Here is a 13,995-nt window from a genome sequence, read left to right as displayed (position 1 = left end):
CTAGCCTTTATTTGCTTGCATCACTGCTTCAATGTCACGAATGGTTTTAGGAACCGAAATGGTCAGATTTTCATGGCCATCTTGAGTGACAAGTAAGTTATCTTCAATACGAATACCAATGCCTTTATATTGCTCCGGTGCTTTTGCATCTTCGCTAATATATAAACCCGGCTCGATAGTGAGCACCATGCCTGGCTCAAATACACGCTCTTTTTCATCAAGCTTATATTCGCCAACATCGTGAACATCTAACCCTAACCAGTGGCCAAGGCCATGCATGTAAAACGCTTTGCACGCTTGGTTTGCCATTAGCTCATCAAGCTCGCCCGTTAGAATGCCTAAATCAATGAGCCCTTGCGTCAGTACCGTCGAAGCCAATTCATTCGCTTTAGATAAGCTACCACCCGGTTTTACTTGGCTAAATGCCGCCTCTTGAGCTGCTAATACAATATTGTAAAGCGCCGCTTGTGGATCGCTAAATTTGCCATTGATTGGGAAAGTGCGTGTGATATCTGCCGCATACCCTTCAAGTTCACAGCCAGAATCGATTAACACTAAATCACCATCTTTTAGCTCAGCGTCATTTTGTGTGTAGTGCAAAATATTGGCGTTGTCGCCACTGCCGACAATCGTGCCATAAGCAGGATGACGAGCACCATTCATTGCGAAATGATGATGAAGCTCTGCTTCTAATTGGTATTCAGTTGCGCCAGGTTTGGCAAATTGCATAGCGCGAATATGACCTTGTGCACTAATTTCGCACGCTGCGCGCATAATGTTTAATTCTGCGTCAGATTTAAACAAACGCATTTCGTGCACTAAACCGCGAATATCTTTGATGGTATGCGGAGCTTTGTAACCTTTTTTAGGTGCGCCGCGAAGTGTGCTTAATATATCCCAAACCTTTGCATCAAAGTTTGCATAAGTGCCTTGTGCATAAAATAAAATCTGCTGGCCGTTCACCAAATCTAATAATTGTTCATCTAGTTCAGTAAGTGGACAAGTTGCGTCGAATAAGTACTCAGATTTAGCCTTTTCGAAGCCTATTCTGCGACCATGCCATATTTCAGCCAGCTTGTCTTTGTTACGGCAAATTAGGGTACTTGGCGTATTGCTCGAAGGACACAGTACTAAAACCGCATCCGGTTCGTTAAACCCTGTTAGGTAGAAAAAATCACTGTCTTGGCGAAATGCATACTCAGTATCACGACTACGTGTTACTTCTCCTGCCGCAGGAATAATAGCCACGCTGTTTTTATCCATCATCGCAAGCAAGCGCTCACGACGGGCTTTAAATTCAGCTTTATCGATTGCAATAGACGACATACTAAACCTCTGTAATTTGATTAGTGAAGGGTCTTCTTAGGGTTTTGGTCTGCGGGCTCTTTACCTAGCTCAGCAAAACATAACAGCGCAGAAACACGCACATACTCGATCACTTCGTGCAGAGCTTGGCTGTCTTCTTCAGTCTCTTCAAATAGGGTGTCTAGGCGGGTAATTTCACTAAAGTCGCTGATCACTTCTTTCACATCAGCTGATAACTTGCCGTAATCTTTTTGTTTTAAACCAAAACCAAGCATAAAACCCGATACCCAAGATACTAAGCCATTGGCTAAATCGATCAGTGTTTCGTCGTCGCTTGGTAAGAATAGGTCAAATTGAAATTCTTCATCGCTAAAGCTGGCAACAACCTGAGAATACACATCAGCAAAAAATGCTTTTAAATCTTTATTGAAGGCTAAGCCATCGTTGAATACATCGCTTAATAAACCTAAGTATTCGTCGGCTTCAATATTGATGCCACAGGCTAATAAACCACTGATCACACCATGGGCTTCGGCTGGTGCGACAAAAATTTCATTTTTTTCTAATAACAATTGGGCTTGTTGGTAATCAGGTAACGTGCTCATAACTTTTTCTTTGTTCGGCTAAGTAACGCCATGCTACCACTCGATAAATCGCAACTCCAATTAATTGTATGATTGAGGTCAAAAAGCAATCTGAAAAGTAAATAAGCAGTTAAAGGTGGGGAAAAACTACCCGAACGATCCGCTTTTTTTACTTCTATGGTTTAAGGATCGAAACTTGTCTTATATACTAAAGGTGTTCCCTAGGGTGCAGGAGCTTGGTTAAGTCCCTGAGCCGATAAATTTTATGTTAGGGTTTCTGTTCGTCTACTATTGTGCAAGCTCGGCATGTACCGAGAAGCCTACGGTAAACCGCAGATTCCCGCCCTGAAACCTCAAGGTTTCAGGACTGACACCGGGCACCGCATACTTGGGGAACACCTTTTCTTTTTTATCTATCAGATATCGAAATCTTCTCTGTAGTTTTTCGCTTTTACAATAACTAACTTATTCGCGCGAAATAAATTTCACGCCTACGGGTGAGCATTTCACTTTAACGATGTGTAGACACAATCTAATTTAACTTCTGGCGACTGATATCTAATAACTCTTATATTTTTCGGCGTTAAAACGTGGGATAAATCCGCCACCACATCGTTACCCGTAGCAGCAGATTTATCCCGCGTCCTAGCTCCTAGCACCTAGTCTCAACCAAGCGCCAATTTTTATCTTCACGCCTTATTTAAACCATCCCTGAAAGCGCTCCATTAATAGGTAATTAGCTGGCACTAAAAGCAAGGTGATAAGGGTTGCGAAGATGATTCCAAAGCCAAGGCTTACTGCCATCGGAATAAGGAATTGTGCTTGCGTTGCTTTTTCAAATAACAGCGGCATTAAACCAATAAAGGTGGTTAAACTGGTTAGCATAACGGGGCGAAAACGTGCTGCACCTGCCATTTTCACAGTTTCGAGTAAATCACCGCCTTCTTCACGCTTTTTATTAATGAAATCAACCAGCACCAGTGAGTCATTCACTACCACGCCTATCAGGGCTAACATGCCAAGTAAGCTCATAATGGTTAACTCCATACCCATTATCCAGTGACCCATTACCGCACCTATCATGCCAAATGGTATAACACTCATCACAATTAATGGCTGCATATAGGATTTAAACGGTATCGCTAATAGCGCATAAATAATAAAGAATACAAACACGAGGCCCCAGGCCAGTGAACCAAATGATTCACGCTGCTCTTTGGCTTCACCTTCGAGTGTGTAATCAACACCTGGGTATTGCACCATGAGCTCATCTAAGTAGGCTTTTAAGTCTGCTTGCAGTACCGTCATGTTAGTATTTGATTTTTCAACATCGGCCGTTACATTCAGTGTGCGATAGCGATCAATACGATAAATAGACGATGGGCTTTGCCCCGGCACTAAAGTCGCCACGTGCGAAAGCGGCACAGTACCACCAGCAGGTGTTTTAATAAGAATGTCTTTTAAATCTGCAACCGAGCGGCGCTCTTCAATCGGTAAACGCACCATTACCCGCACATCGTCGCGCCCACGTTGAATGCGCTGCACCTGCGCACCAAAGAACGAGTTACGCACTTGCTGCGATACATCAACACGGTTTAAACCAAGCGCTAAACCTTGTTCTGTCAGCTCAATTTGCAGCTCTTCTTTACCATCTGACATGCTATCAGCAATTTCGTATACAGTTGGATAGGTCGATAACCGTTCTTTCACTTTTTCAGCTACTGCTTCAAGCATTTCAATTGAGCTGCCGCTTAGCTGTACATCAATCGGGCTCGATGTTCGGCCAAACTCAGCACGGAAAGTGACACTTTCAGCGCCAGGAATAATACCGATAAGCTCACGCCATTCGCTGGCAAGCTCTCGGGAGCCAATATCTGATTCACGCTTTTCAGCCGGCATGATCTCAAATCTAACACTACCCGTATTTGACGAACCACCTCGACCACCGGTGGTTGCCAAAATATTTAGAATCACACTTTGGCCGTCTTCATCACGGTATTTATCTTGTAATTCTTTTGCCTTGTCTGACATTTTAATGACGTATTTATTGGTCACTTCAAACGGTGTTCCGGCAGGAAAAGTAACGGATGCACGCACAGTTTCACTTGGAATACGCGGGAAAAACGTAAATTTAGTCCAACCACTTGTTATCAAGGTAACAATAATTACAAAAATACCGACAAATAAACTAACCGTAGCCATTTTATTCTTCAAGGCTAGATTAAGTAGTGGTTGGTAATACTTCATTATTGCGTGTTCAAAGCCATCAGCAAAGCGCTGTTGAAGACGCTCTAATTTCGATGGTTCGCCCTTTTCATGACGTAACTTTAAGTATTTTAAGTGAGCTGGTAATACAAACTTAGACTCAATCAAAGAAAACAGTAAAACCGGAATAACCACAACAGGAATTTGTGCAAAAATAGCGCCCCGGGCACCTTCAATAAAAGCAAGAGGTAAAAATGCCGCAACTGTCGTGAGTACACCAAATGTTACTGGGGTTGCCACTTCTTGCGTTCCACGAATAGCGGCTTGCTCACCACTTTCTGCCGTTTTTAAGTGTGTATAAACGTTTTCACCAGTAACAATGGCATCATCTACAACAATACCGAGCACTAAAATAAAACCAAATAAGCTGATTACATTGAGTGTTATACCAAAGATAGGCATTATCAAAAATGCGCCCATAAACGATACAGGTATGCCAATAAATACCCAAAATGCAATGGCAGGACGCAAAAATAAGGTAAGTAGCGCAAGGACTAAAATTCCGCCCTGAATTGCGTTACTAGTAAGCGTTGCTATGCGGCTTTTTACAACTTCTGAGTCATCATCCCAATAACTTAACTCAAACCCTTCCGGTAGTTGGCTTTGATGCTCAGTAATATAATTTTTTACCGCATCTGCAACTTCAATCGCACTTTGCGGGCCAATACGATACACATCAATAAAAGCAGCCTGTTTACCATTGAAACGAGTACGCACTGGCGTTTCTTCAAAATCATCACTAATACGGGCAATATCACCTAAACGGATAATAGTGCCATCGGCTTGGTTCTTAACCACTATATTAGCAAACTCATCCTTACGATATGCTTGCCCTTTAGAGCGAATAAGTACATCCCCCCCTCTGTTTTTAAATTACCAGCAGAAACGTCTGTGCTTGAGTTCTTAATAGCTGAAGAAATATCCGCTAAACTCAAATCATATTGTCGCAAAGTATCTTGACTCACCTCTATGGCTATTTCGTAATTACGAACACCGCTTAACTCAACTTGAGTTACACTTGGCAAACGCAAAAGCTCATCACGTACAGTTTCTGCGTATTCAAGTGTTTCTTTTTCACCATAAATACTTGAAACAGATACTGCGATAACTTCGCGCTTCCATTCGGCAAGCGAAACTATCGGCTTTTCCGCATCAACCGGAAAGGTGTTAATCGCATCTACTCGACTTTTAATATCAGCCAATAGCTCCCTTGGATCATACCCTGTCTCGACCTCAATACTTACTGATGAAGAGCCTTCTGATGAACGACTCGTGATCCGCTTTACACCTTCAAGATCTTGAACAGCTTCCTCAATGCGAATAGAGACTCCTTTTTCTACATCCTCAGGCGTCGAGCCACGAAGTGATACACTGACACTAATGCGATCAGACTCAAACGATGGAAATACCTCAAGCGGGATTTGTGTCGAAACGCTAAATAGCCCCGCTAATAAAATGCTGATCAGCAATAAGTTTGCTGCAACATGATTCTTTGTAAACCAAGCAATCATTATTGCGCTCCCTGCTCTTTAGGTTGCTCTTGATTATTGAGGCGCTTAGCTTTCCCCCTCGTAGCTTGATACTCTTCGCTTCCCATTACCGTCACTTGCGTACCTGAGCTCACTTGACCAAGTGGTGTAATCACTAAGTTATCGCCTGCAGACAAACCTTCAGCAACAACAGCTTGATTAGCATTTTGCCAAGCAAGTGAAATATTTTTACGACGTAACACACCTTGCTCTTCAACATAAACATAAGTGCCTTGGTAAATCGCGCTATTTGGGATCACAATGGCATTATCAATCGTCTTACCGGTAATCTGCGCTTTGATATATTGACCAATTTTGATTGGGTATTGATTTATAGATGTTGCTTTATAAGGGTCATTAATTTGTGCAACCACATAAAGCTGCTGCGCATTTTCGTCAATAGCCCCTTCGGTACGAATAACTTGACCTTGCCAATGCTGCTTGCCAACGAGATCTGAGCTAAATTTAACTAATGAGCCCGCGCTATTTTTAGCACCATCACGAAATTGCTCTGGTAAGTTAATGAACGGTAAGTCTTTATTTTTGATTGGTAAGCGTATTTCAACACGGTCAATTGCATAAATGCTGGCAAGTTCCATGTTATTAGTCACCACTTGACCTAAGTCTACGCTACGACTTAAAACACGACCCGCGTATGGTGCCGTGACTTTTGTACGCTCTAAATCGAGCTTGGCTTTTTCAAGGGCGGCTTGAGCCGACAATACACTTGCTTCAGCTGCAGCTAATTGTGGTTTACGCAGCACTAAGCTACTAGCTTCATCGCCCTTACCTAAGCGCTGCCAATCGGTTTCAGCTTGGCGACCGCGGGCTTGTTCTTCAAGTAAGCCTTGTTCAGCGGTTAATAAAGCCGCCTGGGCTGATTTCACTTCGGCGCGGTGATCTCTATCGTCTAGCTGCAACAACACATCGCCTTTTTCAAAAAAGCCACCTTCACGGAATTGCTCACTAATTTCGATAATTTGCCCTGAGGCCTGAGCAACTAACAAACTTTGCGTACGCGGCTTAACCGTTCCAAAACTATCTATCATCACTTGATAGGATTCTGGCGTCAGCGTTTTAACAGCAACATTTACTTTCGCTTTCGGTGGTGAAGAAAAGCGGTTTGCTTGTGGTGGGTTGCCTTTAATAAACATGACGAGCAGTACCGTCACAGCTATCACTACAAGTGGGATTAATATTTTACGTGTCTTGCTATTCATGATTATTGCTCTTCTACTTCGCTATTTGCTGCACTAAAGTCACCACCAAGGGCAATGTGTAAGTTAATTCGATTTTTAATAAGCTGGTTTTTTAGTTCAATGACCGAACTTTGCGCATTGAACGAACGGTCTTGCGCATCAAGTACCGTGGTATAGGTAACCAAACCACTTTGATATTGTTCAAAAGACAAACGCTCTGCAGCTATAGCGTTTTCTTGCGCTTCTAAGGTTTTTTCGTAGCGTACTTTAAGCGCTTGTTCTTGGCTGATCGCTGTTTCAACATCGTTAAAGGCATCATAAAGTGTGGCAAGATACGCCTGCTCTTGGCGCTTAACATTGAGCCTTGCTTGTTCTTCATTGGCTTTTAAGCGGCCTCCTTCAAAAAGCGGCATCGAAATACTACCAATCAACGACCACGCTAAGCTTGAAGGTGAAAATAAGTCGCTCATTCTATCCGTGCTATCACTGATCGATGCTGAAAGATTTAAGCTTGGAAAACGCTGTTTATGCGCATAAGCAAGCCCAGCATCGGTGCTAAGTAATTGATACCAACTTGCCATTAACTCGGGTTTGCGGGTGATGAGCTCTGAAGGCAAGCCCAGTGGTATAGTATTCTCAAGTAATGGCAAGTCTGCGCTAACGCTTAACGCGCCAGTTGGGTATTGGCCTGTTAAACGCTCTAAATCACGAATCGATTTAGTTAACGTTGCTTGCTGCGCGGCAATGTTCGAGCGCTCTGTATTTAGCTCATTACGCGCAAGATAGACATCAAGCGCTTCATTTAAACCTTGGCGATAACCAGATTCAATGATCGATAAATTCTGTTCGGCATTTTGTTCGCGCTGTTTATAAAGTTCGAGCAGTTTTTGATTTGTGATTACATCAAACCAACCTGATACTACATCAGCTACTAATTGTTGTTTGCTTTGCGAAAATGTGGCTTTTTCAGCTAGGTATTCAAGGTTTGCTTGTCGTTCTGAGGACGATAATTTACCCCATAAATCAACTTCGTAGCTTAATTCTAATGATGCTGAGCTGGCGTTGTTATAATTAACAGGGCGATTATCTTTACTACGGCTAGCACGTGTTGATAAATCAAGACTGGGCCATAAATCTGCCCCTGCAGCAATAAGCTGCTGCTCTTTAATCGCTACATCGTAACCCGCTTGTAAAATTGCTTGGTTATAACCTAATGCTTGCTCAACTAAAGTAAAAACTTGAGGATCGTGTAATTGCTGTAGCCAGTTATCTTCAACAGCAAGCACCTTGTCACCCGAAGGAAGTTGCTGCCATGCACTTGGCACAGTCTCAAGCTCAACGACTCGCTCATGGTGAGTCGGCTGGCTCGCACATGCACTTAGCAAAATTACACTTAAAGCCAATAAACTCGGCTTATATTGCCAATTCATTCTAAAAACCTGAAAAACATCAATTTATGAATGTTATTCAAGCACCACGTTAAGCTTTGCTCAACTGACTTTACATAAAATTACACTGTCTGACATAGGTATACGATAAATGGCTAAACTTTAGGGATAAAATAACTGATACACATCAAATTAAAAAATACGATAACCAGACGTATCAGCTAATTCAAGAAGCTCTGTATCACCAGAACTATCGCCATAAGCATAAATATGTTCAAATTCAGAAAGAGTATAAGCGGTTTTAATTCTCGAAACTTTTTCGGGTCCAAAGCAATTTTTTGTTGCAAGCTCCCCTGTAACAAAACCACTTTTAAACTCTAACTGTGTGCCCAGCAATTCGATATCATGTTTTGCACACCAAGGTGCCAACCAGCTCTCAATTGAGGCTGAAACTATCACTACACGGTGACCTTGCTCCTTATGCCAAGCAATTTTAGCCATTGCTTTTTCTCTAAGCATACTATCAATATGGTTTAAAGAGTACTCATGTGCAAGTTGCTTAAACGTGCTTTCCTTCATTCCTTTAAAGAAATATGCCAACATCTTTTGCTTTGCTATGTAGTTAGGAATTATTTTTAGCTTAAATGCCACTAGCATTGGAGATAAAAGGAACATGCCTAACATCATTTTAAAATCACCAACGGCAAACCGAATAAACTTAATTAGGCTATCATCAGTAGTGATCGTGCCATCAAAGTCAAAAAAAGCAATTTTCATATTATGCCAACATACTTCTAACTAAAACTAAACCATTGAAGGCTGCGAAGATAACAGGTCCAGACCAAGCAACCACAGCTGGTAGTGGGTTATTCTTAAGTTTGATATGACACAAGGTACAATAAATAAAGATGAATATGTAACCAGACATATACCGTTCAAAAACATACTTATTTGGCATTAGTGAGAACACAAATGCAATCGTGGACAAAGCAAATATTAAGCGAATGCGTGGAGGAAGCACCGTACAAAACAAAACGAAAAGGCCACCACCGAGTGAGGATAAGAGCATGATAAAAGTTGATTTATCAGCAATAGTAGGAGCTATTTTTACAAAATTCCACAATCCAGAGTATCTACCCAACTCCTTGCTGTAGCTGGTATCAGGAATAACTGCAATAATAAATCCAATCACACAGCCAAACATTACCCATTTAAACTTAGAGCTAGAAATAACATCTCGTATAGTCCCATACATAACTGGCAAGAAGAACAAACTATAAAAAGCGAATACACTTAAAAAGAACGCAGGTGTAGCCAGACTAATATTTTGGTGACTATTCTGAAATGAGGGAGGAACAAGGCCTCCCCATAGCACATAGAAGTAATAAAAAATGGCAAATGCGGGTAAAGTTGCAAGCACTCCTTTTAACAAAAAGCTGCCTCTATCAGATAGCTCAGCTGTGTTATAGGAATAGTAAGCTAATGCGCTAGCCCAAATAGTTGATGCAAGCCATAAAAAAGGTTGCCTAACCATCATAGCTAAAATTAGAATGAAAGCTAAATACAAAAAATGTTTATTCAATAACTCAGACTTTGTCGCAATGATAAACACACCCAAAACAGTCAACCAAGCAAGGTTATCTGGCAATAACCATACCCCTGATGGAAAAATGTAAATAGATAATATCATTGGAAGTGAAAGCAAGATGCTATGTAACTTACCAAAGTGACTATATAGTCTTTCCACGATTATACCAATAAGGGCAGCCGTAAAAGCGGAGCTAGTAAGCTTGAGTATTATCTCATTTGACGAAAATAGCTGACCAACAAATCCTAACAGAACATGATATCCTGGAGTTGTTGCTGAGGGATAATCAGAAAAATCTAAGCTTTGAATAAAATGTAAAATAGTCGGGTAATGAAATAGTTTCTGATCATCAAAAGCCCGCCCATAATTAATGTTAAACAGGATCAAGGGGAGCGCTAAAACATAAAATATTCCCATGCAAAGCAATATGGTAAAAGCTTTATCCTTACCCTGAAAGAACGTCGTGTTCATATACTCATACCTTTGAACTTCCATTCTGGTATAAGTTTTATCACTAGCATAATGTACTTCCAAATCCACTTTGTATAAATTGAATTTTTACCTTTTTGCTGCGCAGAAAAAATATCAGACGCCACTTCCTCGGGCGTTGCTGTTAATTTCTTAGGTAAATCCATCCCCTCAGTCATCTTTGTTGCAACAAAACCTGGCTTTACAGTCAGAACTTGCACATGAGCTTGATGTAACCTATTTCGCAATCCAGAAAGATAAGCGGTAAGTGCCGCTTTTGCTGAGCCGTAGAGGTAATTGCTTTTACGTCCCCGTTCACCAGCTACTGAACTAATCCCAACAATAAAGCCACTTTTTCGCTGTTCGAAATCATTAGCAACTATATTTAAGAAACTAACAACGCCAGTGTAGTTTGTGTCTAAAATACGCTGAGCCTCATCAAAGTTGACCTGTGCTTTTTTTTGTTCTCCGAGGTAGCCAACAGCTGTTATAACTCCTAAAGGTTTTTCTTCTAAAGAATCATATACTGCCTGATGACTTTGATATGCCAATATATCAAGCTCGACCAGCTTTACTTTCCGTTGAGTTCTTACGTTAATATCATTAGCAAAATCAGCGAGCTCTGCGCTATTCCTTGCAGCCAGGTAAAGATCATAGCCATGCTTTGCATACTCCCTTGCTATGGCTTTAGCTATATCGCTTTTTGCGCCGACGATAAGGACATAACTCATATTAAATTCCTACTCTCTTTGATTGTAATGATTGAAACTTTATATCCATATGATTTTTTTTACGAAACTCTCTAAACTTCTCAATATTAGGATAACCCTGCTCGAAAACTTCTTTTGAGACTCTTGCGTCTTTAGCTAAATAAAAACGACCACCGTATTTAAGTACAACTTTATCCAATACCTCAAAAAGCTGGAATAATTCGGGTTCGACTTTAAAGTCTAGTGCGAGACTGTAACCCTCCATAGGAAAAGAAAGCCAGTTATCATTTGCTTTACCATAGAGTTTTAGTACAGCTAAAAAGGAGCCCTTCCCAGACTCAGCGATCGTCGAAAGTATCTCATCTAAACCTTCATAACTGGTTTCTTTAGGTAAAATAAATTGATATTGAGTAAACCCATTTTTCCCATATATACGATTCCAATTCCCCAAAGCATCCAATGGATAAAAGAATGAGTCAATATCCACCTTTTGATGCGAAATTTTCTCTGTAACTTTATGATAATAAATCCAATTAAACGCGCTTACACTCCAGTTATTAAGAGACCACGTCGGAAAGTTAAATGGGATTGAAACTTGATGCTTATGTTTATACTCAAGCTCACAATCATCTCTGAAATCACCAACCATTAATAAACTCTTACCTTTGCTACTTCCCTTAGCAAGACAATCAATCCAAGCAACCGAATATGGCATATTTTTATATTTTTCAAATGCCTCAAAAGTTTCTTTTAAATTTTTTGTTTTAATTGTTGTTTGACTGATGAATTGAGAGTTAATCTTTTTAAGGTATATTTTTGCATCCAAGATAACGCCTGTGAGGCCTTGTCCACCGCATGTGGCATGAAATAAGTCAGGATTTTGCTCTTTGTCGCAAGTTGTGATTTCACCATTTGCAAGCATGATTGTAAATTCATGTACACATTCACTGAAGCACCCTTCAATATGGTGATTTTTACCATGTACATCAGACGCTATTGCGCCACCTACAGTGATTAGCTTAGTACCTGGCGTAACTTTCAAAAACCAACCAAGCGGAACATAGTGCTCAATAATCTCACTCAACAATACGCCAGCCTGTACATGCAGCAAACCAGTTTTATGATCGAAACTCAAAAAGTAATCTCTTTGTTTAAGCTTCATTATGTGACTGCCAAGAGCGCTGTCTCCGTAACTTCGACCATTGCCAAACGCAATAGCAGAGTCACAATGAGTTATGAGTTCGTTCAAGTTGGTTTTTTGACTAATGGAAAATTCTTCACAATCAACTTGAGGGTATCGGCCCCACCCGCTGCATTTCATCGAGATTTCCCCCCTTCAACAAATACGTATTTTTTATCAAGGTTGTATTTGATAACATAGCCGATAGTTAGGCCTAAAATAGCGCCAATATACTTAGCATTATGAATTGGAACTAGATAATCAAATATTATTTCAGTTCCCCAAAAAATCATCGTGGTAAAAACACCCATCAATGAATATAAAGCGAACTTCTTTGCATCATCTGACTTTCCCGCTGTTACATGATAAAAAATCCATTTTTTATCTAAAAAATATTTAGCTACTAAACCGGATAAAGTTCCGACAAACATCCCAAGATACAACGAGCCGAAGCCCGTATAGAGTTTGAAACTAAGAAATTGAAAGGCTAAATTTACTGAGATAGAAAACGCCGCAAAAATTGAATATTTAACCAACAACATTAATAAAGTATCCAAGTAAAAGATATAAGCCAACCCACTAGCACTAGTTGAATAAATCTATCTTTAGTTACAATTTTTGTAGGGGAGCCACTGTCTAGGTGCACGTATGCAATCTGTAAATACCTCATAATGCCTAAAGTGACAAAAAGAGCGGTCAAGTAAAGATAAGAGCTATCAACTCTTGCAGCCACTTCCGCAGAAGTTGTATAGGTGATATAAGCAATAATAACAACAGAAGCCATAATTGCCATAGCAGTATCTACAAGCTGCAGGTTATAGCCATCAATCACTTTCCTCATTTTTTTACCTGTATCAAGGTAAATGAGCACATCGTCACGCCTTTTAGCTAAAGCCATAAAAAGCGCAAGAAGAAATGTCATCACGACAATCCAAGACGACAAAGGGATATTAGTAACCACCGAACCAATAAAAAGTCTTAATACGAAGCCAATAGCTATAATCGTAACATCTAGTATCGCAACATGCTTAAGGCGCACGCTGTACGCAATATTCATACAAACATAAATAAGCATAATACCTAATGCTTCAACGGAAGTTGAAACTAACAAGGCGACGCTAGAAGAAAACATGATGATCATAATTAGAATTGCTTGCGGCTTACTAATTGCTCCAGAAGCTAATGGGCGCATCCTTTTTTTGGGATGTTTTTTATCATCCTCAATATCCAAATAGTCATTTAAAACATATATTGAACTGGCAGCTAAAGAAAAAGCAAAAAAAGCAACAGTGGTGTCGATTAGAAGTGAAATATTCGTGAATTTTGCAGCAAAAAAAAGTGGAGCGAAAACAAAAAAATTCTTTATATATTGATGAGGTCTAATTAACTTAAAAATATCATTAAAAGTAAGCATGTACTAAGAATTTCCCTTAATGCAATTACAAGTTTCTAAAAAATAGAAGCTTTACGGTTCCTTCTAGGAATAGAGAGTGCTTCAGTTAATACGAACTCTCTATAGTTAAACCACATAGTACTACTTTATCATTTGATATTAAATGAGTTTTTAAATATTCCTATTTTTCGTACTAAAAATCTCAAAAGCATTGGCGGCTCAATATTGATTCATTTTCTAGCTAAATAGGACCCTCTCTATGATATGTAAAGACAATTAAAGATAGATTACTGTTTGAATACCTGAATTAATAATTTAGTGTAATCTTATTATATTCTGGCAAGGTAACTGCCAGCTACTTTGCTAAAGGATCATATGTATCTTTT

At 40.1% G+C, this 13,995-nt stretch carries 10 protein-coding genes, 1 other RNA gene and 1 pseudogene; 1 reads left to right on the top strand and 11 read right to left on the bottom strand.

All coding sequences use genetic code 11. The features are described from left to right. Together pepP and L0Z67_RS04705 are read right to left on the bottom strand one after the other, a co-directional pair. Entirely contained in the window at positions 1–1,326 is a 1,326-nt protein-coding gene (gene pepP / locus L0Z67_RS04710) for a Xaa-Pro aminopeptidase (RefSeq protein ID WP_405128493.1), read from the bottom strand. Between the two features lie 20 nt (positions 1,327–1,346). Next, on the bottom strand, positions 1,347–1,910 hold the full coding sequence (locus L0Z67_RS04705; protein ID WP_193988461.1) for a UPF0149 family protein: 564 nt from the start codon (positions 1,908–1,910) through the stop codon (positions 1,347–1,349). A 194-nt stretch (positions 1,911–2,104) separates the two neighbouring features. Here L0Z67_RS04705 and ssrS point away from each other — a divergent pair. Continuing rightward, a non-coding RNA gene (gene ssrS, locus L0Z67_RS04700) (6S RNA) lies at positions 2,105–2,288 on the top strand. A gap of 297 nt (positions 2,289–2,585) precedes the next feature. On the opposite strand, the pseudogene L0Z67_RS04695 reads toward ssrS, so the two are convergent. The 9 genes and pseudogenes from L0Z67_RS04695 to L0Z67_RS04655 form a co-directional block, all read right to left on the bottom strand. Further along, a pseudogene (locus tag L0Z67_RS04695) lies at positions 2,586–5,665 on the bottom strand (efflux RND transporter permease subunit). Beyond that, positions 5,665–6,903 carry an efflux RND transporter periplasmic adaptor subunit gene (locus L0Z67_RS04690; protein ID WP_062570349.1) on the bottom strand — a complete coding sequence of 413 codons (1,239 nt, stop codon included), beginning with the start codon at positions 6,901–6,903 and terminating at the stop codon, positions 5,665–5,667. The pseudogene L0Z67_RS04695 and the gene L0Z67_RS04690 overlap by 1 nt, the downstream one beginning before the upstream one ends. 2 nt (positions 6,904–6,905) lie before the next feature. Beyond that, positions 6,906–8,312, bottom strand: a complete 1,407-nt coding sequence (locus L0Z67_RS04685) for an efflux transporter outer membrane subunit (RefSeq protein WP_405128492.1) — start codon at positions 8,310–8,312, stop codon at positions 6,906–6,908. 150 nt (positions 8,313–8,462) lie between these two features. Next, positions 8,463–9,047, bottom strand: coding sequence for an HAD family hydrolase (locus tag L0Z67_RS04680; protein WP_193988460.1), 585 nt, complete (start codon positions 9,045–9,047; stop codon positions 8,463–8,465). A gap of 1 nt (position 9,048) precedes the next feature. Then, positions 9,049–10,329 carry a hypothetical protein gene (locus L0Z67_RS04675; protein ID WP_405128491.1) on the bottom strand — a complete coding sequence of 427 codons (1,281 nt, stop codon included), beginning with the start codon at positions 10,327–10,329 and terminating at the stop codon, positions 9,049–9,051. After that, positions 10,326–11,057 (bottom strand): SDR family oxidoreductase, encoded by a 732-nt coding sequence (locus L0Z67_RS04670; RefSeq protein ID WP_237114920.1) that lies wholly within the window; start codon positions 11,055–11,057, stop codon positions 10,326–10,328. The genes L0Z67_RS04675 and L0Z67_RS04670 overlap by 4 nt, the downstream gene beginning before the upstream one ends. A 1-nt stretch (position 11,058) precedes the next feature. After that, entirely contained in the window at positions 11,059–12,357 is a 1,299-nt protein-coding gene (locus tag L0Z67_RS04665; RefSeq protein ID WP_193988457.1) for an FAD-binding protein, read from the bottom strand. Then, complete coding sequence (locus L0Z67_RS04660; RefSeq protein ID WP_237127733.1) at positions 12,354–12,758, bottom strand: GtrA family protein; 405 nt, start codon at positions 12,756–12,758, stop codon at positions 12,354–12,356. The genes L0Z67_RS04665 and L0Z67_RS04660 overlap by 4 nt, the downstream gene beginning before the upstream one ends. Then, on the bottom strand, positions 12,758–13,630 hold the full coding sequence (locus L0Z67_RS04655) for a UbiA prenyltransferase family protein (RefSeq protein WP_193988455.1): 873 nt from the start codon (positions 13,628–13,630) through the stop codon (positions 12,758–12,760). The genes L0Z67_RS04660 and L0Z67_RS04655 overlap by 1 nt, the downstream gene beginning before the upstream one ends. Positions 13,631–13,995 lie beyond the last annotated feature (365 nt).

It is taken from the genome of Pseudoalteromonas sp. PB2-1, assembly GCF_045040605.1.
GTDB lineage: Bacteria > Pseudomonadota > Gammaproteobacteria > Enterobacterales > Alteromonadaceae > Pseudoalteromonas > Pseudoalteromonas arabiensis.
The sequence above is the reverse complement of the archived record's forward strand: the minus strand, read 5'-3'. Positions and strand labels throughout refer to the sequence as shown.